Raw genomic sequence first — 21,387 nt, 5'->3', positions numbered from 1 at the left:
AGCCGGGCATGTTCCGACCCAAACTGTTGTTCACCAGCCTCGCCGCACTCGCCCTCGGCGCCTGCTCGCCGCAGGACCCGCAAGCCGTGACCTCCGCCGCCATCGCCAAGCAAGTGATCCTGCCCACCTACAGCCGCTGGGTCGAAGCCGACCGCACGCTGGCCGCCAGCGCCCTGGCCTACTGCGAAGGCAAGGAAGACCTGGCCAAGGCCCGCGCCGACTTCCTCAACGCGCAGAAGGCCTGGGCCGAGCTGCAGCCGCTGCTGGTCGGCCCGTTGGCCGAAGGCAACCGCGCCTGGCAGGTGCAGTTCTGGCCCGACAAGAAGAACCTGGTCGGCCGCCAGGTCGAACAGCTCGTCAATGGCGACAAGCCGGTCGATGCCGCGACTCTGGGCAAGGCCAGCGTGGTGGTACGTGGCTTGTCAGCCTACGAGTACATCCTGTTCGACAGCAAGCCGGACATCGCCACTGCCGAGCAGAAAGCCCGCTACTGCCCGCTGCTGGTGGCCATCGGTGAACACCAGAAGGTCCTGGCCGAGGAGATCCTCAAGGGCTGGAACAGCACCGACGGGATGCTTTCGCAGATGACCAAGTTCCCGAACCAGCGCTACGCAGACTCTCACGAGGCAATCGCAGACCTGCTGCGCTCCCAGGTCACCGCCCTGGATACCCTGAAGAAGAAGCTGGGTGCGCCGATGGGTCGCCAGAGCAAGGGCATCCCGCAGCCGCTGCAAGCCGAAGCCTGGCGCAGCCACAATTCGCTGAAGAGCCTGGAGGCCACCCTCAAGGCCGCCGAAACCGTTTGGGTCGGGGTCGACAACCAGGGCCTGCGCGGCCTCCTGCCCAGCGATCAGAAAGCGCTGGCAGACAAGATCGACGCCGCCTACGCTACCTCGCTCAAACTGCTGGCCGACAACCAGAAAACGCTCGGTGAGCTGCTGGCCGACGACGCAGGCCAGCAAACCCTCAACCAGCTCTACGACAGCCTCAACGCCGTCCATCGCCTGCACGAAGGCGAGCTGGCCAAGGCGCTGAACATCCAGCTGGGCTTCAATGCCAACGACGGTGACTGATCATGCTGCGACGCCAGGCACTCAAACTCGGTAGCGTATTGCTCAGCGCCCTCACCTTGGGCGGCTGGAGCCTGTTCCGCAACAAAGGCAGCGAACCTTTGCTGCTCTCGGCGCGTGACGATGGCGACGGCAAGCACTATGCCGTCGGTTTTCGCCTGGACGGCACCCAGGTATTCAGCACCCAGGTCGCCCAGCGTTGCCATGCCATCGTCCACCACCCCGAGCAGCCGATCGCCTTGTTCGTCGCCCGCCGCCCCGGTACCGAAAGCTACTTGGTCGACTTGCGCGACGGGCGCCTGCTGCAAACGGTGGTTTCGCAGCCTAACCGGCACTTCTACGGCCACGCGGTGGTACACAAGGGCGGCGAATGGCTGTATGCCACCGAGAACGACACCACCGACCCGGGGCGCGGCGTGCTTGGCGTATACCGTTTCGAGGGCGAACGCCTGGTGCACACCGGCGAGATCCCGACCCACGGCATTGGCCCGCATGAGGTCGCCTGGCTGCCCGATGGTGAAACACTGATCGTGGCCAATGGCGGTATCCGTACCGAAGCCGAAAGCCGGGTAGAGATGAACCTCGACGCCATGCAGCCAAGCCTGGTGCTGATGCAGCGCGACGGTACCCTGCTGAGCAAGGAAACCTTGGCCCAGCAGATGAACAGCGTGCGCCACCTGGCGGTGGGCAGCGATGGCACCATTGCTGCCTGCCAGCAGTTCATGGGCGATGCCGACGAAACTGCCGAGCTGTTGGCGATCAAACGCCCGGGCGAGCCGTTCAAGGCCTTCCCGGTGCCGGAACGCCAGTTGCAGGCCATGGCCCAGTACACTGCCAGTGTCGCCATCCACAGCGAACTGCGACTGGTGGCGCTGACTGCGCCAAGGGCCAACCGCCTGTTCGTCTGGGACCTGGACAGCGGCGCGGTGCGGCTGGACGCGCCCATGCCCGATTGCGCGGGGGTTGGCGCGGTGAAAGACGGCTTTGTCGTCACCTCCGGGCAGGGCCGTTGCCGCTTCTACGATTGCCGCAAGGCCGAGCTGGTCGGGCAGCCGATGAACCTGCCGTCCGGTTTCTGGGACAATCACCTGCATCTTGTCTGATTGATCCGCTGCCTGCACCGGCCCTATCGCCGGCAAGCCAGCTCCCACAGGTACACCACAGGTCCTGAAACCTACGGTGTACCTGTGGGAGCTGGCTTGCCGGCGATAGGGCCGGTGCAGACAATTCACTCCCCTTCAATCAAAAAACAGTCAATACTTCCCCCATCCACACGTGGGCAGGATCGCCCGTTGTCGTGTCCAGGCTAATAACAACCGTATCCAGGGAACCGGACCTATGCTGCGCCGCCGCATGCTGATCATGTTGGCCGTGGTTCTGCTGATCGTGCTGGCCTTGGGGGGCTACAAGGCTTTCTCCATCTACCAGCAGATCCAGATGTTCACTGCCCCCAAGCCGCCCATCACCGTAGCGGCAGCCTTGGCCGAACAGCGCCAGTGGCAGGAGCGCCTGCCCGCCGTCGGCAGCCTCAAGGCCCTGCAGGGTGTGGAACTGAGCCTGGAGGTAGAAGGGATCGTCAAATCCCTGCACTTCGACTCGGGCCAGCAGGTCAAGGCCGGGCAACTGCTGCTGCAACTCAACGACGACCAGGAAACGGCCCTGCTCGGCACCGCCCAGGCTGACCTGGGCCTGGCCAAGGTCGATTTTGGCCGGGGCAGCCAGCTGGTCGGTGACTCGGCCATCTCCCGTGGCGAGTTTGATCGCCTAAGCTCCCAGTACCGCCGAAACCAGGCGGTGGTCGAGCAGCTCAAGGCGCAGAAGATCAAGAAGAGCATCAACGCCCCGTTCAGCGGCACCATCGGCATCCGCCAGGTAGACATCGGCCAATACCTCGCCGCCGGCACGATGATCGCCACCCTGCAGGATACGTCCAGCCTGTACGTCGACTTCAACGTACCGGAACAGGCCCTGCCGAAGCTGAGCCTGGGCCAGCAGGTGCTGTTACAGGTGGCCGCCTACCCGGGCCAGACCTTCCCCGCCAGCCTCAGCGCCATCAACCCCAAGGTGGAAGAAACCACACGCAACCTGCTGGTCCGTGCCGTCCTGGCCAACCCCGACGGCAAGCTGCTGCCAGGCATGTTCGCCAACCTGCTGATCTTGTTGCCCAACCCTCAATCACAAGTGGTGGTGCCGGAAAGCGCGATCACCTACACCCTGTATGGCAACTCGGTGTACGTCGCCACGCCAAAGAAGGACAAGGATGGCCAGCCCGAAACCGACGACAAGGGCCAACCCAGGCTGGTCGCCGAACAACGCACGGTTCAAACCGGCGAGCGCCGCGACGGTGTGGTGGTGGTCAGCAAGGGCCTGCAGGCCGGCGAACAGGTGGTCACCGCCGGGCAACTGAAGCTCACCCCGGGCGCCGCGATCCGCATCGGCCAGGACCAAGCCCTCAAGCCCGAACAGGGCGTCCCGGGCAAGGACTGACAGGAGGCTGGCATGGCGTTTACCGATCCGTTCATCCGTCGCCCGGTGCTGGCCAGCGTGGTCAGCCTGCTGATCCTGCTGCTGGGCTTCCAGGCCTGGAACAAGCTGCAGATCCGCCAGTACCCACAAATGGAAAACGCCCTGATCACGGTGACCACCGCCTACCCCGGGGCCAACGCCGAGACCATCCAGGGCTACATCACCCAGCCGCTGCAGCAAAGCCTGGCCAGCGCCGAAGGCATCGACTACATGACTTCGGTGAGCCGGCAGAACTTCTCGATCATTTCCATCTACGCGCGTATCGGCGCCGACAGCGACCGGTTGTTCACCGAGCTGCTGGCCAAGGCCAACGAAGTGCGCAACAAACTCCCTCAGGACTCCGAAGACCCGGTGCTCAGCAAGGAAGCCGCCGATGCCTCGGCGCTGATGTACGTCAGCTTCTACAGCAAGGAAATGAGCAACCCGCAGATCACCGACTACCTGTCGCGGGTCATCCAGCCCAAGCTGGCCACGTTGCCAGGCATGGCCGAGGCGGAGATTCTCGGCAACCAGGTGTTTGCCATGCGGATCTGGATCGACCCGGTGAAGCTGGCCGGCTTCGGCCTGTCTGCCACTGACGTGACCAATGCGGTACGCCGCTACAACTTCCTGTCTGCCGCCGGTGAGGTGAAGGGCGAGTACGTGGTCACCAGTATCAACGCCAGTACCGAGCTGAAATCGGCCGAGGCATTCGCCGCCTTGCCGGTCAAGACCAGCGGTGACAGCCGTGTGCTGCTGGGCGATGTGGCGCGGGTCGAGATGGGGGCAGAAAACTACGACACGGTCAGTTCGTTCGACGGTACTCCGTCGGTGTATATCGGCATCAAGGCCACCCCGGCAGCCAACCCGCTGGATGTGATCAAGGAAGTTCGGCGCATCATGCCCGAGCTGGAAAGCCAGCTGCCCTCGGCGCTCAAGGTGTCGATCGCCTACGACGCCACCCTGTTCATCCAGGCCTCCATCGACGAAGTGGTCAAAACCCTCGGTGAAGCGGTGCTGATCGTCATCGTGGTGGTGTTCCTGTTCCTCGGCGCCCTGCGCTCGGTACTGATCCCGGTGGTGACCATTCCCCTGTCGATGATCGGCGTGCTGTTCTTCATGCAAATGATGGGCTACTCGCTCAACCTGCTGACCCTGCTGGCCATGGTGTTGGCCATCGGCCTGGTGGTGGACGATGCCATTGTCGTGGTGGAGAACATCCACCGGCACATGGAGGAAGGCAAGTCGCCGTTCGACGCGGCACTTGAGGGCGCCCGGGAAATTGCCATGCCAGTGGTGTCGATGACCATCACCCTGGCTGCCGTCTATGCGCCGATCGGCTTCCTCACCGGGCTTACAGGGGCCTTGTTCAAGGAGTTCGCCCTGACCCTGGCCGGGGCGGTGATCATTTCCGGCATCGTGGCCCTGACCCTTTCACCGATGATGTGCGCCCTGCTGCTGCGCCGGGAGCAGAACCCCAGCGGCCTGGCCCATCGCCTTGACCAGCTGTTCGAACGCCTGAAGGTACGCTACCAGCGCCTGCTGCACGCCACCCTCGACAGTCGGCCGGTGGTGCTGGTGTTTGCCGTGATCGTGCTGTGCCTGATCCCGGTGCTGCTCAAGTTCACCCAGAACGAACTGGCACCCAACGAGGACCAGGGGGTGATCTTCATGATCAGCAGCTCGCCGCAGCCGGCCAACCTCGATTACCTCAACGCCTACACCGACCAGTTCACACCCCTGTTCAAAACCTTCCCCGAGTATTACTCGTCGTTCCAGATCAATGGTTTCAATGGTGTGCAGAGCGGCATTGGTGGTTTTTTGCTCAAGCCCTGGAACGAGCGCGAACGTACACAGATGGAGCTGCTGCCGCTGGTGCAGGCCAAACTTGAGGAAGTCGGCGGCCTGCAGATTTTCGGCTTCAACCTGCCCTCGTTGCCCGGCACTGGCGAGGGCCTGCCGTTCCAGTTCGTGATCAATACCGCTGGCGACTACCCGGCGCTGCTGGAGGTGGCCCAGCGCATCAAGACGCGCGCCCAGGCATCTGGCAAGTTCGCCTTCCTCGACATCGACCTGGCCTTCGACAAGCCTGAAGTGGTGGTCGACATCGACCGGGCCAAGGCGGCGCAGATGGGGGTGTCGATGGACACGTTGGGCGGCACACTGGCCACCTTGCTGGGCGAGGCGGAGATCAACCGCTTCACGCTGGAAGGACGCAGCTACAAGGTAATTGCCCAGGTCGAGCGGCCATACCGCGACAACCCCGGCTGGCTGAACAACTACTACGTGAAGAACGACCAGGGCCAACTGCTGCCACTCTCGACCCTGATCACCCTCACCGACCGCGCCCGCCCGCGCCAGCTCAACCAGTTTCAGCAGTTGAACTCGGCGATCATCCAGGGCGTGCCCATGGTCAGCCTGGGCGAAGCGCTGAAGACCGTGCAGGACATCGCCCGCGAAGAGGCCCCCGAAGGCTTCGCCTTCGACTATGCCGGCGTGGCCCGCCAATACGTGCAGGAAGGCAGCGCGCTGTGGGTGACCTTCGGCCTGGCACTGGCGATCATCTTCCTGGTGCTGGCAGCGCAATTCGAAAGCTTCCGCGACCCGCTGGTAATCCTGGTGACGGTGCCGTTAGCCATCTGCGGGGCGCTGCTGCCGCTGTTCCTGGGTATATCGAGCATGAACATCTACACCCAGGTGGGGCTGGTGACCTTGATCGGGCTGATCAGCAAGCACGGCATTCTCATCGTCGAGTTCGCCAACCAGCTGCGTGAGGAGCGCGGCCTGAGCGTGCGCGAGGCCATCGAAGAAGCGGCGGCCATTCGCCTGCGGCCGGTGCTGATGACTACGGCGGCGATGGTGTTCGGCATGGTGCCGCTGATTCTGGCGACCGGCGCCGGGGCGGTCAGCCGTTTTGACATCGGGACGGTGATCGCCACCGGGATGTCGATTGGCACACTGTTTACCTTGTTCGTGCTGCCTTGTATCTACACCTTGTTGGCGCACAAGACGAATGCCAAGGAACCTGCAATAGCCTGACCGGCCTCTTCGCGGGCTTGCCCGCTCCCGCAGACAGGGCATCGGGCCTGACATGGGTGCAGTACCTGTGGGAGCGGGCAAGCCCGCGAAGAGGCAGTATGGGTACAGAAGGCCGATAGAAAATCACTGCTACGCAACACAATCTAATAATTACCGCTCACAAGCTCCCACATCATTCAGATTCACGGCTGATCTTCCTGCTCGCCAGTGAAAGACTGAACAACTGTCTCATCCACTCTGCCCGGTAACTATTAGACTCAGAATGGCAGGCTACCCGCGAGCCAGACGTCTTCCAGCAAAATTCAAACACTCCTGGAAATGGCTTCGGTAAAAAATCCTACACCTTGATCAGAAGTTTCGCCACCCTCTTCGGCTTGTACATCTTGGGCTTAACGCTATTATCAAAAACGTCGCAATGACGCGACGCACACATGGATAAATCAATAATTTTCAAAAACCACCCCTCTACCGGCAAGGTGGTTATTGACCCTCTAAAAGACAATTGCATGCTTCGGATATCCGCAATATCCAAAATCACGATGTTGGCAATTAAACGCACCGATGTATTGAAAGATTCAGGCTATACGTTACAGTTCAGGGCAGCGGGAATCGTCTCTCTATGAGTCAGGCCAAAAACTTTAAAATCACCATTCTTCGCCCATTGCTTTTGATTCTTTTATGTCTATTAGGCGTTTTTCCTCTGGACGTCATCCTTCCTTCGTTCCCTGCGCTTTCAGAAGCCTTTCAAGTAGAACCAAAGCAAATAGCTTACTCTGTAAGCTTATTCGCGTTTGGCGTAGCTGTGGCGCAAATATTTATTGGCCCTCTGTCTGACCGAACTGGGCGTAAAAGGCTATTAATCGTTGGTTTGGGGGTATCCATTGCTGGGGCTATTGGCTGCCTAATTTCAACTGACTATGAGATTTTTTTGGCATTTCGGTTGTTGCAAGCCGCCGGCTGTGGCAGCTTGGTTCTTGGCCAAGCACTTGTACAGGACCTGTATAGTGGAAAGCAGCGCAACACCATGCGCATCTTGTTGACGAGTGCAAGTGGTTTATTCATATCCATCTCGCCCGTCGCCGGTGCAGCTATCCAACAATCAATCGGCTGGACAGGCAGCTTTACTGTATTTATTGGAATAGCCATCTCAGTCATCGTGCTTGCATGGGTTCTGCTGAACGAAACACCTGTTTTATGCGCGGGTAATTCAGGTGTTCAAAGTTATATTGTGATGTTGCGCGACGCCTTCTATGTAACCTATTCCCTACAGGCCACTTTAGCGTTCGCCTGCCATTTTTCCTTCATCGTCGTTGCACCACTGGTACTGATGGAGCAGCTAGGCCTTACGCCGTATCAGTTTTCCGTTGTATTCATCGCCTACGGGCTGGCGTATGTCGTTGGTGGTGCCATCGCGACTTTCTTGAACAATCGCATCAGCGCACAAGCTCAGATCTGCGCGGGATTTCTACTGATAGGCTCCGCAGGTGCGGCCCTATTGATTTGGCAGTGGGTAGCAGGGCTGACAGTAATAGGCCTCATGATACCGATGATTTTATGTACAGCAGGAACGACGTTGGTACGCCCCGCTGCGGCTACGCAAGCATTAGCCCGCTATCCGCAGCAGGCAGGGGCAGCAGCGTCGCTCAACACAACAGTGCTATTTGCCGGGGGTGGTTTCGCAAGCACTGTGATTGCGTCAGCTGAACAGCTGCTTCCATTGAGCCTGGGGATTCTGTTCTTGAGCAGCGCCCTTGGCGGTTTCCTGCTGCTCACGCGCCTCAAAGGCAATAGCCTGCAGCACTGCTAACTTTTGCAGAAGAGGCCAGAAAGCCCGACACAAAAATGCCAGAGGCCCCGCAATCGCGAGGCCTCTGGCATTTCTAGCTACCGCAGGGTTCAACCAAATGGCCGTAACCCCTGACGCAAGCCAAACAGGAACAGCAAAAGGTCCTGGTCCGGCGCAAACTGTGCCTGCTGCTGTTTCGCTTCCCGCGGCAACGCGCACTGGTCGGCCATTTCAGCCTTGCTGAACACGGTCGGCCTGGGCTCTTCCCAGGCAGCCACCGCCACGGTGGTGACCGCCAGGCCAGCTACCAGGAACAAAGCTCGAGCTATTTCTAGTTTCATTACCCTAACCCTTTGACAGCGCTGCCAAACGCCATCTGGTAAAAGTAGAGCAGCGTCTGCCATTCTGCGTCATTGAGCGACGAATGGCGGCGCAGTTGGCGCAGGTCGTTGCCAGCCGCACGCTGACAACTGATGCGCCGCCTGCACTTCTCAAGGTCCAGCAGCGCCACTTCGACGCGCGCTTGCTCGCTTTCGCCAATTACCTTGATGAATACGTGCTTGCCATACAGGCAGCCGTGCTGCCAGTGCCCCAGGTGCATGCGCGCCAGGTTATCCGCCAGGTCCTTGAGCATGCGCTCATGCACCACCTGCGGGTAGCGCTCGCGGGCACCTTCGGCATGCCAGGTGTCTAGCTCGACAAAGCCATCCAGCGCTTCGCTCACCAGCAGCGCACGCCACTGGTGGTCGGCATCGCGTTCGGCACCACAGAAGACAATGCGGGGTACACGCACACCCAGTTGCTCGAAACTGTTCAACGCATCGAGTTCACGCAATACGGTCGGCCGGCCGAAAGGGTGCAGCAGGCTGCGGTAGATATGCCCGACCTGGCGCTTGGCATACAGCAGCTTGCCGCTGGCATCGTTGAGGCGTTGCACACCACTCTCGCCGCCGCGGCGCTGGTTAGGCTCCTCGACCCACTCGCCCTGTTGGCGCCAGTAAAAATCGAACCGCGACTCCCCGTTCTGGGCTACAGCCATCAAACACTACCCCTTACGCAATACATAGACCCGCCACATGGCATAGAACGGCAGGAAGTCGAGGCGTTCCTGGATTCTGAAGCCGGCGGCCCTGAATTCTTCTTCAACCGTTTCGGCAGGTAACACGAAACGGTTCTGGTAATTGTCCTGCTCGGCCTTGGCACTGCGGCGGTGTTCCAGTTTTTTCCGGCGCCAGGCCTTGAAATTGCCATCCACCCACAGTGAAAGGATCACACTATCACGGCTAACCCGCTGAAATTCCGAAAGAATGGTCTTTCGGTGGGCAGATTCGCCAATGTGATGGAACAGGCGCATGCAGAAAATGCTGTCCACCGCGTTATCCGGCAGGTCAATGGCAAACGCTGACGTCTGCAAAGGACGTACCCGCGCCACCACTTCTGGCGGTTGCGCGGCGCACGCTGTCTCGATCATCGCTTCGGAATTGTCGGCACCAATAATCACCCTGTTGGGCTTTTCTGCCAACAGCGGCCAGAAGCGGCCCGCACCGCACGGCAGGTCCAGTACCAGGCCAGGCTCACCTGCCAATGCCAGGGCGCGGCGCGCCAGTTGCTCATCTCGCTTGTGGGAAAGGCGTCGCGCCAGGCCGTCCTGGTGCTTGAGAAAGTACTCACGCGCATGGTCTTTGTCGTACTTCTCGGAAAATTCAAGCTTGATGGGGCTACGCATTGGGCATCTCCTGACTCCAGTGCCGCTCACCTTAGGCAAGCAAGCGTTGGAATCAGGTCACGCCAATGTGAAAAAAATGTTGCCCTCCCTTTGACCTGTTACAAGCCATTACTCGGCCATGGCGTTCAGGTCGCCTTTGCCCGTGGTACTGCTCAGGTCTACCTGGAAACGGCAACCATGCGGCAAGGTGGATGTCAGCGTGACACGCCAGCCTTGGTCATCACAGATCCGCTGTACCAGCGAAAGCCCCAGCCCCAGGCCCTCGCCGCGCCGCTCATCGCCGCGTACGAACGGCTTGAACATGGCCTCGCGCTGCTCTTCGGGAATGCCCACACCGCTGTCCTCCACACTGAAACCGTTGGCTTCCAGGCTCAGGCGGATGTAGCCGCTGTCGGTGTAGTGCGCAGCATTGCGCAGCAGGTTACCCATCACTGACTGCAGGAAAGTGGCGTTGTACAGCACCGGGCTTGCGCTGACGCGGCCATCGAAGTACAGGGTAAGGCCCTTCTGCTCGATGGTATCGCGCCACACGCCGATAAGCTCGTCGGCCACTTCGCGAAGGGTCGCCTGCGAAGCCACCGCCCCCTCGTCACGCTGCGCCCGCGCCAGCATCAGGAAGGTCTTGACCAGTTCGCGCATTTCTTCGGTGGCCCGCGCCACGCGCTCCACCTGGCTACGCGCGCGGGCGTCGAGGTTGGGGTTCTCCATCAGCAGTTCGCAGGACGTGGCCAACACCATCAAAGGCGTACGCAGTTCGTGGCTGACGTCACTGGTGAACAGCCGTTCGCGGGTCAGTGCGTCGCGCAGGCGGCCCAGGGTGTCATCGAAAGCCACTGCCAACTGGCCAACTTCGTCCGCGGCATAGTCCGGTGCCAGCGGCGGGGCCAGGCCCAGCAGCTGGTCACGGTGGCGTACCTGGCGAGCCAGGCGGATCACCGGCGCCATCACCCGGCGCGCCACCAGCCAGCCGAGGATAACGGCCAGCACCAGGCTGAGCACGAAGCCCACCACCACCACCGCGAACAGCACGCGCTCGCGTTCTTCGAAGTCGCTCTGGTCCTGCAGCAGCACATAACGGCGGCCATCGACGATCTCGACCATGGCGTGGTACGACAGCTGGTCGCGAAACACCTCGTGAAAGCCCCGGTCGAGGTGGCGCAGATCTTTGGGCAGCTCGAAGTCGTCACGCCCGCCGCTGAAGTAGAACAGCTGATCGGGGCGTGGCCGGTGGCTCCAGTCGCTGACGCTGTCCATGCGCAGCAGGCGCTGCAGGTCACCGCCCAATACCGAGGAAATCAACCGCTCTTCGACCAGGTGCACAGTGGCAACGATGCCGAAGGCGAACGCCCCGGCCACCAGCGCGCTCATCAAGGCAAAGGCGATGATGATGCGCTGGGCAAGGCTTTGCTTAAACTCCATCGCGACCCTCGGCGAGGCGATAGCCGACGCCATGGACGGTATGCAGCAACGGTTTTTCAAACGGTTTGTCGATCACCTGGCGCAGCTGGTGTACATGGCTGCGCAGGCTGTCGCTGTCAGGGCAGTCGTCGCCCCACAAAGCCTCTTCCAGCACTTCGCGGCGCAGTACGTGCGGGCTTTTCTGCATCAGCACTGCCAGCAGCTTGAGACCGACCGGGTTGAGCTTGAGCAAGCGCCCCTGACGGGTAACCTCCAGGGTGTCGAGGTCGTAGCTGAGGTCGGACACCTGCAGCGTGCGGCGCCCACCGCCCTGGGCACGGCGCAGCACCGCTTCGATGCGGGCCGCCAGCTCCGACAGGGCGAACGGCTTGAGCAGGTAGTCGTCGGCACCGGAGCGGAAGCCTTGCAGGCGGTCGTCCAGCTGGTCGCGGGCGGTAAGCATGATCACCGGCGTGTCGCGGCGGGCGTCCTCACGCAAGCGCTTGCAGAGGGTGTAGCCATCGATGCCGGGCAGCATGATGTCCAGCACGATCAGGTCGTAGTGTTCGGTGGCCGCCAGGTGCAGGCCGGACAGGCCGTCCTGGGCGCAGTCGACGGTATAGCCCTTCATGCCCAGATAATCGGCCAGGTTGGCCAGGATATCGCGGTTGTCTTCAACCAAAAGAATGCGCATCGGTTTCTCCTGTGCGGCGCTTCTCGCTGTGGTGCGCGGCAGGCGCAGCTTAAGGCCAATGCCTGCATGGTGCCAGCCCCAAGCAAAATTCACCGCACTTGACGGTTTTTTCACTGATCCTTCACGGACACAGGATAGCGGGCGGCCGACAATGCCCGATCTTTTTCGTGCCCTGGAGCCGTCATGCAGCAACGAACCCGCCCTCGCCCGATCAATTACTGGCTGTACCTCGGCATACCCTTGGCGACTGCGCTGGCCTTGATCCTGCTGGAGCTGACTTCAGTCGACATGGATGTGGCCAACCTGTTCTTCGATCCCGCTGCCGGGCAGTTCATTGGCCGCCACAGTTATCTGCTGGAAACCATCCTGCACGACCGGGTCAAGCAACTGGTGATCTTGCTGGGTGTGTTGTCGCTGCTGACGTTTGCCGCCAGTTTCTTCTGGAAGCGCCTGTTCGGCTGGCGCCGCGAACTGGGCTGCCTGGTGCTGGCCCTGGGCCTGTCCACAGCCTTTGTCACGCCGCTGAAAAAGGTGACCCAGGTGCAGTGCCCGTGGAGCCTGACCCAGTTTGGCGGCACGGAAACCTACAGCAAGCTGCTGGAGCCGCGTCCGGCCACCGACAAGCCTGGGCTGTGCTGGCCGGGTGGGCATGCAGCTACCGGGTTCTGCCTGTTTGGTCTGTTCTTCATGCTGCGTGATCGCAAGCCGCGGTTGGCACGGGTGGCGTTCGTAGTGGCGCTGATAGCCGGATCAGTGCTGGGTGTGGGGCGGATGATGCAGGGGGCGCACTTTTTGTCGCACAACGTGTGGACGGCCGTGTTCTGCTGGTTGATCGGGTTAGGGTCGTATTACCTGGTTCTGTATCGGCGGGGCGTGGTGGAAGCGCCATCTGTCGAACCTAGCGTCGCCTGACAGAGGGGCCGCTTTGCGGCCCATTCACAGCACAAGGCTGCTCCTACAAGGGGACGCGTCGGTGCCGGACTGTACGCGATACCTGTAGGAGCAGCCTTGTGCTGCGAAGAGGCCCTCACAGGAAAATAAAAAGCCCCGGTTCTCACGAACCGGGGCTTTTTAATGGTGCAGGGGGTAAGGCTGGCTTACATCATGCCGCCCATGCCACCCATGCCGCCCATATCTGGCATGCCGCCGCCAGCTGGGGCTTCGCTCGGAGCGTCAGCAATCATGGCTTCGGTGGTGATCATCAGACCGCCGATCGAAGCAGCAGCTTGCAGGGCCGAACGGGTGACCTTGGCCGGGTCCAGGATACCCATCTCGATCATGTCGCCGTATTCGCCGGTAGCAGCGTTGTAACCGTAGTTGCCGGAACCTTGCTTGACCTTGTCAGCGACAACGCTTGGCTCGTCGCCGGCGTTGGCAGTGATCTGGCGCAGCGGCGCTTCAACAGCGCGACGCAGCAGGGCGATACCGACGTTCTGGTCTTCGTTGTCGCCTTTCAGGTCAACGATTGCGTTCAGGGCGCGAACCAGGGCAACACCACCGCCAGGCACCACGCCTTCTTCAACGGCTGCACGGGTAGCGTGCAGGGCGTCTTCAACGCGGGCTTTCTTCTCTTTCATTTCAACTTCGGTGCCGGCACCGACCTTGATCACGGCAACACCGCCAGCCAGCTTGGCCAGACGCTCTTGCAGCTTCTCACGGTCGTAGTCCGAGGAAGTCTCTTCGATCTGGGCACGGATCTGCTTGACGCGTGCCTGGATGTCATCTTCAACGCCAGCGCCGTCGATGATGGTGGTGTTTTCCTTGGACAGGATGACGCGCTTGGCGTTACCCAGGTGCTCCAGGGTAGCGGTTTCCAGGGACAGGCCGATTTCTTCGGAGATGACCTGGCCGCCGGTCAGGACAGCGATGTCCTGCAGCATGGCCTTGCGACGGTCGCCGAAGCCCGGAGCCTTGACAGCAGCAACCTTGACGATGCCGCGCATGTTGTTGACTACCAGGGTAGCCAGCGCTTCACCTTCAACGTCCTCGGCAACGATCAGCAGAGGGCGGCCGGCCTTGGCAACGGCTTCCAGAACTGGCAGCAGCTCACGGATGTTGGAGATCTTCTTGTCGACCAGCAGCAGCAGTGGGCCTTCCAGCTCGGCAACCATGGTGTCCGGCTTGTTGACGAAGTACGGCGACAGGTAGCCGCGGTCGAACTGCATGCCTTCTACAACAGACAGTTCGTTATCCAGGCCCGAGCCTTCTTCAACGGTGATCACGCCTTCTTTACCGACTTTTTCCATGGCTTCGGCAATGATGTTGCCGATGGAGTCGTCAGAGTTGGCGGAGATGGTGCCTACCTGAGCAATGGCCTTGGAATCGGCGCATGGCTTGGACAGGTTTTTCAGCTCGGCAACAACGGCGGCGGTCGCCTTGTCGATGCCGCGCTTCAGGTCCATCGGGTTCATGCCGGCAGCGACGGCTTTCAGGCCTTCGTTGACGATGGCCTGAGCCAGAACGGTAGCGGTGGTGGTGCCGTCACCGGCAGCGTCGTTGGCCTTGGAAGCAACTTCCTTGACCAGCTGGGCGCCCATGTTTTCGAAGGCGTCTTTCAGCTCGATTTCTTTGGCGACGGAAACGCCGTCCTTGGTGATGGTTGGCGCGCCGAAGCTCTTGGCCAGTACCACGTTACGGCCTTTCGGGCCCAGGGTCGCTTTTACAGCGTCAGCCAGTACGTTGACACCAACCAGCATTTTCTTACGAGCGGAATCGCCAAACTTTACGTCTTTAGCAGCCATGATCGTTTAATCCTTGAAATTCTTTGGAGTAACGGGAAGTCGGGGAAATCAGCCTTCGACAACGGCGAGGATTTCGTTCTCGGCCATGACCAGCAGGTCTTCGCCATCGACTTTCACGGTGTTGCTGCCCGAGTAAGGGCCGAAGACCACTTTGTCACCCACTTTCACGGCCAGCGCGCGAACTTCGCCGTTGTCCAGGATGCGACCGGTGCCGACGGCTACAACTTCGCCGCGGTTTGGTTTTTCAGCGGCCGAACCCGGCAGGACGATACCGCCAGCGGTTTTCGATTCTTCTTCGCTGCGACGGATGACTACGCGGTCATGCAGAGGACGAAGCTTCATTGTCGATCTCTCCCAAATTGTGGTTTTCATCGGCCGGTATCGACACCGGCGGGTTGATGCTGTCCGGCGTTGCCGGGAAGTGGCCCGCGTTGGGCGAACCACTTGTGTAATGTCTGGTGTTGCCACCAGAAACCTTGCGGTGACCACATACATGAGGCCGCCATAATCAATTACAAGGCTAGGTACACAAAATTTTTCATCAGGCCGAAAAAGACCGGGGCCGCTTTTGCGGCCCCGGTGCGTTCTACTTGTCGCGGCGCTCGTACTCGCCTTCGATCACGTTCGGGCGATGGCCGCCCTCACGCGGCTGCGCCTGGAACGGGTCGTCCTGGAACGCTCGCTGGCGCATGGCCTGGGCCTCGGCACGCTCGCGCATCTTGCGCGCAGCCAGATGACGGGTGAAAGGCAGGAGGCACACCAGGCCGAGCACGTCGCTGATGAAGCCTGGCAACAGCAGCAGGCCGCCACCGACGGCCAGCATCATGCCCTGGAACATGTCTTCGGCGGGCAGTTCACCGCGCTGCAGGCTCTCACGGGCACGCAATGCGGTGGCCAGCCCGGCCACCCGCATCACCAGCACGCCCAAGGCGGAGCCGGCGATGATCAGCAGCAGCGCCGGGAAGAACCCGATCGCGGCACTGACCTTCACGAAGACGAACAGCTCCAGCACGGGAAACAGCAGAAACAACAGTAGAAAAGCACGCATCAAAGCAATCCTCGTTGGAAGACAACCTTCCTGTAAGACCTACAGATGGATGCAGATGCTCGGTTTTTCAACCCTCGACCTGCGCCGCAGTGGGCCACTGGTCAGCGCGCGCCAGCAAAACAAGGGCTTCGCGGACTTGTGTCGGCGTATTGCAAATACTGGGAAAAGGCAACCAGTGCACCGCCTGGCCAATGCGCAGGTGCATGCCCTCGCTGTCCACCCCGGCCATCTGCGCCGTCACATGCTGTGGCAGGTCGGTCAGCGCTACATAGTGGGCGATGGCGTTGGCATGATCGCTGTTCATGTGCTCGACCATGCTCGCCTCGGCTTTGCCGGCGAACGGGTTGGGCAAGGTCACCTGGTCGAGCCAGTGGATCGCGCCAAAGCCGCCAATGTAGCGGTGACGCACGGGCTGCAATACCCAGAAGTCGAAGTCGTGGGCCTTGTGGTAGTTGGCCGCGTCCGGGAAATAGCGGTAGTAGCGCTCGGCAGCCGCTTCCACAGTGGCCTCGTCGACCAGCTTGTGCGCCTCGGCCATCACGGTCAGGCGCCCTACTGCCTGCACATCCTCGGCCTCGCGCTCACCCACCAGCAGCGAGCACTTGGGGTCTTTCTGCAGGTTGTGGGTGTGCTGGGCGATGCGGCTGATCAGGATCAACGGGTTACCGTCGGCGTCAAGGCAATACGGCACGACCGAGCCGAACGGGTAGCCCGGCATTGACTTGGAATGGGTCGAGAGCACGCCGCGGTACTCCTTGAGCAGCAGTTCCCGGGCTGGGCGGATGGCGTTGGTACTCACTTGAGGGCAGCTCCTGGCGGACTGGGAGGGGGACAAGATAAGCATTATCACCCAATGCTGCCAATGGGGCTGCCGTGCAGCCCCCGGCGATTTACCAGGTAACGCCGAAGCCAGCGGTATAGCGGGTCTTGTCCAGGTCACTTTCACGCGTGCCGGTGATGATGTCCTTTTCAGCCTTGAGGTTGAGCGAGGCCCACTCGGTGACCTTGTAGCGCAGGCCAACTTCGGCATCCAGCGAGTAGTCGGCCACGCCACCCAGCGGCTTGGCGAACTCGCCGTTGGTAAACAGCTGCACGTTCTTGCCGATCAGGTAGCGGGTGTAGTCCCACTTTACCGCTGCGGAATAGAAGTTGTCCTTGCCGCCGTCCTGGTACTCGAAGTCGGTGCGGTTGATCAGTGAACCCAGCGAGAACGCCCCCAGTTCATCGTCCCAGAACTGGTAACCCGGGCCGGTACCGACAGTGCGCTGACGGGCCAGGTCTTCGATGCGGTCACGCTTGTATTCCGCACGCCCCTGCCAGAACCACTTCTCGGTAATGAAACGGTCCAGTGCGTACTCGGCGCTCCAGTTGTCGGTAGTGGTGACGTCGTCCTTGGTCTCGCGGTTGTATTCGCCTTCGGCATTGTGCCGCCAGCGGCCATGGCGAGCGGTGGTCTTGAAGCCTACGTCGTAATCGTCGGTGTCGTTCTCGGCGCGCTTGTAGTCCAGCGCCACATCGACGTTGCCTTTCCACACGAAGTCCTCGACCAGCGGTTTGGGCTTCATGATCTGCTCGATGCTGGCCAGTTCCACAGTCTTCGGCGCCTCGCCGTTGGCCAAGGTCACCTTGCCGGGCTCTGCGGCTTTCAGCGACTTGGCTTTTTCACCGGTGTAGGCGTCTTGCTTGACCAGCATCTCCTGGTCGCTTTCCAAGGTCTGGACTTGTTTCCAGTCCAGCGCAATAGACCCACCGTACGGGGTTTCCAGCAGCAGCTTGCCGCCGTCGAAGACTTTGATCTTGCCACTGAGCCGGTCACCGTTCTTCATCCATACGGTGTCGGCCAACACCGGAGAGGCGCACAAGGAGGCAGCTAGCAGGCACAACAACGATCTAGAATACATAAGCGGGCTATGGGTTCGATTTGACAAAAAAGCCGGGCATTATCCAGATACCGACGGCCAGAGCAAGGACAGACCGAGCACATGGCGTTGAGTTCAACTCTCATTTGCCGGACCACCGGTCCAGTTTCATCTGCAGCCCAAGGGGGGCGTGATGTCTGATGGATATGAGCACGCACTGGGGAGTGCCGAGGGCCGACGAACGGTGTTGTACTCGGTACTCGGCCAAGTGCCGCCCGGCAAGGTGGTGAGCTACGGCCAACTGGCCGAGCTGGCGGGGCTTGGCCGCGCGGCACGTTGGGTCGGGCGCACCCTTGGGCAGCTGCCGGCAGACACCCGGCTGCCCTGGCACCGGGTACTCGGCGCAGGTGGCCGGCTGAGCCTGGCATTGGGTACGCCATCAGGGGATGAACAGCGGGCGCGATTACGCGCAGAGGGTGTGAATGTAGCCAACAATCGTGTGGATATGTCGCGCCATGGCTGGCGCCCAATGGAGCACAGCGGTTAGAGTGCGCGCTTTGTTTTCGTAAACTTGAGGCAGATGTTGGCCCATGCCCCGTAAAACCTGGCGCGCTGCGCTTGCTGCCTATGCCAGCCCGTCAACCTTGGTACTTTTGCTGCTCGGTTTCGCCGCTGGCCTGCCCTACATGCTGGTGTTCTCGACCCTGTCCGTGTGGTTGCGTGAAGCCGGCGTTGCCCGCGAAACCATTGGTTACGCCAGCCTGATCGGCTTGGCCTACGCCTTCAAATGGGTGTGGTCGCCGCTGCTGGACCAATGGCGCCTGCCGCTACTCGGCGGCCTGGGGCGCCGGCGCTCGTGGTTGCTGCTGTCGCAAGCGCTGGTGGTGGTCGGGCTGGTTGGCATGAGCCTGTGCGACCCGCAACAACACCTGTCGTGGTTGATTGCCATGGCGGTGCTGGTAGCGTTCGCCTCTGCCACACAAGATATCGCCGTCGACGCCTATCGCCTGGAAATCGCCGACGACCAACGCCAGGCCGCACTCGCCGCCAGCTACATGGCCGGTTACCGGGTGGCCGCATTGCTCGCCACGGCAGGCGCACTGTTCTTCGCCGAATGGTTCGGCTCCACGGGTTTCAGTTATTTGCACAAGGCCTGGGCCGGCACGTATGTGATGTTCGGGGTGATGATGCTGCCCGCCCTGTTCACCACGCTGGTCATGCGCGAGCCGCCAGTGCCCATGCGTACCCAATTGTCGGCAGCGCGCTATGGGCTGATGCACCAGCTGGCGTCGGTGTTCGTACTGATCATCCTGCTGGTGTCGGTACCCGCCAGCTTTACCCAGATGTTCAATACCGGCTGGTCCAGCGTCATTTCCGGTGATGCCACGCCGCTCGACCTGTTGCTGGAAGACCGCGCTTTCCTGCGCCTGATCCTCTATGTGCTGCTGAGCTGGGCGTGCCTGTCCAGCCTGGGCCGCCGGGGCCTGGCCCCGGTGCTGACCCCGGTCAACGACTTCATCACCCGCTATCGCTGGCAGGCCCTGCTGCTGCTTGGTCTGATCGCCACGTATCGCATGTCGGATACCGTGATGGGCGTGATGGCCAACGTGTTCTACATCGACATGGGCTTCACCAAGGACCAGATCGCCAGTGTCAGCAAGATCTTCGGCCTGATCATGACCTTGGTCGGCGCCGGGGTTGGCGGCCTGCTGATCGTGCGTTTTGGCATCATGCCGATCCTGTTCATCGGCGGTATAGCCTCGGCCGGCACCAACATCCTGTTCCTGATGCTGGCCGACATGGGGCCGAACCTGGAAATGCTGGTGGTGACCATCTCGCTGGACAACTTCAGCTCCGGCATGGCCACCTCGGCCTTTGTTGCCTACCTGTCGAGCCTGACCAACCTGAAGTTCTCGGCGACCCAGTACGCGCTGCTTAGCTCGATCATGCTGCTGTTGCCGCGGCTGATCGGCGGGTATTCAGGGGTTATGGTGGAGAAGTTCGGCTACCACGACTTCTTCCTGATCACCGCATTGCTGGGTGTGCCTACGCTGATTCTGATCGCCCTGCAGTGGCGCCAGGAAGCCGGGCGAGGCAAGCCGGTGGCAGAGGAAGGTTCAGCCGCTGAGCGGCCCTGAAAGAACTCTATCCCTGTACCGGCCCTTTCGCGGGTAAACCCGCTCCCACAGGTACTGCACAGCGCTCAAAGACGGTGCCGTACCTGTGGGAGCGGGTTTACCCGCGAAAGGGCCGGTACAGCCAACTGAATTTACTGAGCAACAGCCCCTTCCCCAGGCCGCCCACCGACGACAAACCACAACGGCCACAACGCCAGAGCCCCCGCCACACCCGCCGCCATGGCAAAGTGCAACAAGCTGGCCCCGGCGCCGATCATCGCCAGCACCGCACCGCCCAACCCCAGCAGGGCAATGGTGATCATGCCCAGCATGGCCGAGACCAGGCCTTTGCTCTGTTCGCTGGAGAACAATGTCATGCGGTACAGCACAGCGTTGGCCACACCCAGCCCCAGCGCGTACAGCGACATGCCCGCCACCACACTGGTAACGCTCGGCCAGTACCAGGTCGCCAGCACCATCAGGCACAAGCCGGCCAGGTAAGGCCATAGCGCGCCACGCACCAGGGCCGGGAGTGGGTAGCGATCGGCGATGCGGTTGATGATCAGGTTACCGAGGATCAGCCCGCCAAACACCGGCAGCTGCCACAACGCATATTCCATCGTGCTCAGCCCCTCATCGTGGATGAGCAGCACCGGCGAGAGGCCGATCCAGCCAATCAGCGGCAAACCGACCAGGCCCAACGCAGCGCTGCCAGCGACAAAGCGCCGGTTCGTCAGCAACTGACCGTAGCCCGCCAGCAGTGGCAGCAGGTGAATCGGCGTGAACGCCAGGCGCGAGCCGTCGCGGCGTTCCACACCGAGAGTCTCCGGCATCAGGCGGTACAACAGCCCCCACACCAGCACCGCGCCAATGGCAAAGGCCACGAACAGCCAGCGCCAGTCCAGCCACTGCAGCAGCAGGGTTCCCACCAATGGCCCAAGCAGGGGTGACAGCAAGGCGATGTTGGCCAGCAAGGCCATCATGCGCACAGCGTCAGCCTCGCTGAAGGCTTCGTTCAGGGCCGGGTAGCTGACTGTGACGACAAAGCCGAGGCCGATGCCCTGCAACAGGCGCAGCAGGTTGAACAGGCCAATGTCGTGAACCCAGAAGGTGGCCAGACAGGCCAGGCCGAAAAACGCGCAGCCAACCAGAAGCAGCGGACGCCGGCCATAACGGTCGGCCAGTGGACCGATCAGCCATTGCAGCACCACGCCCCCCAACAGATAGAGGTTCAGGGCATGGGGGATGTAGTCGGGGCTGGCGTTCAGGTCGCCCACCACCACCGGCATGGCCGGCATGACGGCGTCGCTGGCCAAATAAGTCAGCAGCTCGAACAAGGCCAGGGTCAGGCCGAACAACAAGGCGCGCAGCGGGGTGATGTACAGCAGTGGTTTCATGATGGCA

General features: G+C 61.3%; 19 protein-coding genes. 8 read left to right on the top strand and 11 right to left on the bottom strand.

Annotated features, from left to right (window positions below; genetic code table 11):
- Positions 1–8 precede the first annotated feature (8 nt).
- The 5 genes from LU684_RS25995 to LU684_RS25975 all read left to right on the top strand — a co-directional run bounded on the left by LU684_RS25995 (position 9) and on the right by LU684_RS25975 (position 8,421).
- The gene (locus LU684_RS25995) at positions 9–1,073 is read left to right on the top strand and encodes an imelysin family protein (protein WP_060517493.1); all 1,065 of its coding nucleotides are present in this window, start codon (positions 9–11) and stop codon (positions 1,071–1,073) included.
- Positions 1,074–1,075: 2 nt separating this feature from the next.
- Positions 1,076–2,173, top strand: coding sequence for a DUF1513 domain-containing protein (locus LU684_RS25990; RefSeq protein WP_016488927.1), 1,098 nt, complete (start codon positions 1,076–1,078; stop codon positions 2,171–2,173).
- Between the two features lie 235 nt (positions 2,174–2,408).
- A complete protein-coding gene (locus LU684_RS25985) occupies positions 2,409–3,557 on the top strand; it encodes an efflux RND transporter periplasmic adaptor subunit (protein WP_016488928.1) in 1,149 nt (382 codons plus the stop codon).
- 12 nt (positions 3,558–3,569) lie between these two features.
- Entirely contained in the window at positions 3,570–6,614 is a 3,045-nt protein-coding gene (locus LU684_RS25980) for a multidrug efflux RND transporter permease subunit (protein WP_232895203.1), read from the top strand.
- A gap of 619 nt (positions 6,615–7,233) precedes the next feature.
- On the top strand, positions 7,234–8,421 hold the full coding sequence (locus LU684_RS25975) for an MFS transporter (protein WP_232895202.1): 1,188 nt from the start codon (positions 7,234–7,236) through the stop codon (positions 8,419–8,421).
- A gap of 89 nt (positions 8,422–8,510) precedes the next feature.
- On the opposite strand, the gene LU684_RS25970 is transcribed toward LU684_RS25975, so the two are convergent.
- From LU684_RS25970 to colR, 5 genes are all read right to left on the bottom strand, one after another.
- The gene (locus tag LU684_RS25970) at positions 8,511–8,741 is read right to left on the bottom strand and encodes a hypothetical protein (protein WP_232895201.1); all 231 of its coding nucleotides are present in this window, start codon (positions 8,739–8,741) and stop codon (positions 8,511–8,513) included.
- Positions 8,741–9,439, bottom strand: coding sequence for a lipopolysaccharide kinase InaA family protein (locus LU684_RS25965; RefSeq protein WP_016488932.1), 699 nt, complete (start codon positions 9,437–9,439; stop codon positions 8,741–8,743). The genes LU684_RS25970 and LU684_RS25965 overlap by 1 nt, the downstream gene beginning before the upstream one ends.
- A 6-nt stretch (positions 9,440–9,445) precedes the next feature.
- Positions 9,446–10,126: a class I SAM-dependent methyltransferase gene (locus tag LU684_RS25960; RefSeq protein ID WP_016488933.1), complete on the bottom strand. Its 681-nt coding sequence runs from the start codon at positions 10,124–10,126 to the stop codon at positions 9,446–9,448.
- 108 nt (positions 10,127–10,234) lie between these two features.
- Positions 10,235–11,545, bottom strand: a complete 1,311-nt coding sequence (locus tag LU684_RS25955) for a sensor histidine kinase (protein ID WP_016488934.1) — start codon at positions 11,543–11,545, stop codon at positions 10,235–10,237.
- Positions 11,535–12,218: a two-component system response regulator ColR gene (colR, locus tag LU684_RS25950; protein WP_016488935.1), complete on the bottom strand. Its 684-nt coding sequence runs from the start codon at positions 12,216–12,218 to the stop codon at positions 11,535–11,537. Before colR ends, LU684_RS25955 begins: the two co-directional genes overlap by 11 nt.
- 183 nt (positions 12,219–12,401) lie before the next feature.
- Here colR and LU684_RS25945 point away from each other — a divergent pair, with 183 nt between their 5' ends.
- Positions 12,402–13,130 carry a phosphatase PAP2 family protein gene (locus LU684_RS25945; protein ID WP_016488936.1) on the top strand — a complete coding sequence of 243 codons (729 nt, stop codon included), beginning with the start codon at positions 12,402–12,404 and terminating at the stop codon, positions 13,128–13,130.
- Positions 13,131–13,315: 185 nt separating this feature from the next.
- Here LU684_RS25945 and groL read toward each other — a convergent pair whose 3' ends face one another.
- The 5 genes from groL to LU684_RS25920 all read right to left on the bottom strand — a co-directional run bounded on the left by groL (position 13,316) and on the right by LU684_RS25920 (position 17,908).
- Positions 13,316–14,959 carry a chaperonin GroEL gene (groL, locus tag LU684_RS25940; RefSeq protein ID WP_016488937.1) on the bottom strand — a complete coding sequence of 548 codons (1,644 nt, stop codon included), beginning with the start codon at positions 14,957–14,959 and terminating at the stop codon, positions 13,316–13,318.
- A gap of 48 nt (positions 14,960–15,007) precedes the next feature.
- Entirely contained in the window at positions 15,008–15,301 is a 294-nt protein-coding gene (locus tag LU684_RS25935) for a co-chaperone GroES (RefSeq protein WP_016488938.1), read from the bottom strand.
- A gap of 244 nt (positions 15,302–15,545) precedes the next feature.
- Positions 15,546–16,007 carry an FxsA family protein gene (locus LU684_RS25930; RefSeq protein WP_023047345.1) on the bottom strand — a complete coding sequence of 154 codons (462 nt, stop codon included), beginning with the start codon at positions 16,005–16,007 and terminating at the stop codon, positions 15,546–15,548.
- A gap of 67 nt (positions 16,008–16,074) precedes the next feature.
- Positions 16,075–16,806: a HugZ family pyridoxamine 5'-phosphate oxidase gene (locus LU684_RS25925; protein WP_145913712.1), complete on the bottom strand. Its 732-nt coding sequence runs from the start codon at positions 16,804–16,806 to the stop codon at positions 16,075–16,077.
- A 91-nt stretch (positions 16,807–16,897) separates the two neighbouring features.
- The gene (locus LU684_RS25920; RefSeq protein WP_016488941.1) at positions 16,898–17,908 is read right to left on the bottom strand and encodes a DUF481 domain-containing protein; all 1,011 of its coding nucleotides are present in this window, start codon (positions 17,906–17,908) and stop codon (positions 16,898–16,900) included.
- Between the two features lie 151 nt (positions 17,909–18,059).
- Here LU684_RS25920 and LU684_RS25915 point away from each other — a divergent pair, with 151 nt between their 5' ends.
- Both LU684_RS25915 and LU684_RS25910 read left to right on the top strand, forming a co-directional pair.
- Positions 18,060–18,413, top strand: coding sequence for an MGMT family protein (locus tag LU684_RS25915; RefSeq protein WP_016488942.1), 354 nt, complete (start codon positions 18,060–18,062; stop codon positions 18,411–18,413).
- Positions 18,414–18,456: 43 nt separating this feature from the next.
- On the top strand, positions 18,457–20,004 hold the full coding sequence (locus tag LU684_RS25910; RefSeq protein WP_016488943.1) for an AmpG family muropeptide MFS transporter: 1,548 nt from the start codon (positions 18,457–18,459) through the stop codon (positions 20,002–20,004).
- A gap of 131 nt (positions 20,005–20,135) precedes the next feature.
- On the opposite strand, the gene LU684_RS25905 is transcribed toward LU684_RS25910, so the two are convergent.
- Positions 20,136–21,380: an MFS transporter gene (locus tag LU684_RS25905; RefSeq protein ID WP_023048842.1), complete on the bottom strand. Its 1,245-nt coding sequence runs from the start codon at positions 21,378–21,380 to the stop codon at positions 20,136–20,138.
- Positions 21,381–21,387: the final 7 nt, after the last annotated feature.

Origin of the sequence: Pseudomonas sp. NMI542_15 (assembly GCF_021283425.1) — a bacterium.
Taxonomy (GTDB): Bacteria; Pseudomonadota; Gammaproteobacteria; order Pseudomonadales; family Pseudomonadaceae; genus Aquipseudomonas; species Aquipseudomonas fortuita.
This window is presented reverse-complemented; position numbering and strand designations above follow the sequence as displayed.

Coding starts and splice junctions, on each gene's coding strand:
- LU684_RS25995 (WP_060517493.1), top strand. CDS start 9: ATGTTCCGACCCAAACTGTTGTTCACCAGCCTCGCCGCACTCGCCCTC.
- LU684_RS25990 (WP_016488927.1), top strand. CDS start 1,076: ATGCTGCGACGCCAGGCACTCAAACTCGGTAGCGTATTGCTCAGCGCC.
- LU684_RS25985 (WP_016488928.1), top strand. CDS start 2,409: ATGCTGCGCCGCCGCATGCTGATCATGTTGGCCGTGGTTCTGCTGATC.
- LU684_RS25980 (WP_232895203.1), top strand. CDS start 3,570: ATGGCGTTTACCGATCCGTTCATCCGTCGCCCGGTGCTGGCCAGCGTG.
- LU684_RS25975 (WP_232895202.1), top strand. CDS start 7,234: ATGAGTCAGGCCAAAAACTTTAAAATCACCATTCTTCGCCCATTGCTT.
- LU684_RS25970 (WP_232895201.1), bottom strand. CDS start 8,741: ATGAAACTAGAAATAGCTCGAGCTTTGTTCCTGGTAGCTGGCCTGGCG.
- LU684_RS25965 (WP_016488932.1), bottom strand. CDS start 9,439: ATGGCTGTAGCCCAGAACGGGGAGTCGCGGTTCGATTTTTACTGGCGC.
- LU684_RS25960 (WP_016488933.1), bottom strand. CDS start 10,126: ATGCGTAGCCCCATCAAGCTTGAATTTTCCGAGAAGTACGACAAAGAC.
- LU684_RS25955 (WP_016488934.1), bottom strand. CDS start 11,545: ATGGAGTTTAAGCAAAGCCTTGCCCAGCGCATCATCATCGCCTTTGCC.
- colR (WP_016488935.1), bottom strand. CDS start 12,218: ATGCGCATTCTTTTGGTTGAAGACAACCGCGATATCCTGGCCAACCTG.
- LU684_RS25945 (WP_016488936.1), top strand. CDS start 12,402: ATGCAGCAACGAACCCGCCCTCGCCCGATCAATTACTGGCTGTACCTC.
- groL (WP_016488937.1), bottom strand. CDS start 14,959: ATGGCTGCTAAAGACGTAAAGTTTGGCGATTCCGCTCGTAAGAAAATG.
- LU684_RS25935 (WP_016488938.1), bottom strand. CDS start 15,301: ATGAAGCTTCGTCCTCTGCATGACCGCGTAGTCATCCGTCGCAGCGAA.
- LU684_RS25930 (WP_023047345.1), bottom strand. CDS start 16,007: ATGCGTGCTTTTCTACTGTTGTTTCTGCTGTTTCCCGTGCTGGAGCTG.
- LU684_RS25920 (WP_016488941.1), bottom strand. CDS start 17,908: ATGTATTCTAGATCGTTGTTGTGCCTGCTAGCTGCCTCCTTGTGCGCC.
- LU684_RS25915 (WP_016488942.1), top strand. CDS start 18,060: ATGTCTGATGGATATGAGCACGCACTGGGGAGTGCCGAGGGCCGACGA.
- LU684_RS25910 (WP_016488943.1), top strand. CDS start 18,457: ATGCCCCGTAAAACCTGGCGCGCTGCGCTTGCTGCCTATGCCAGCCCG.
- LU684_RS25905 (WP_023048842.1), bottom strand. CDS start 21,380: ATGAAACCACTGCTGTACATCACCCCGCTGCGCGCCTTGTTGTTCGGC.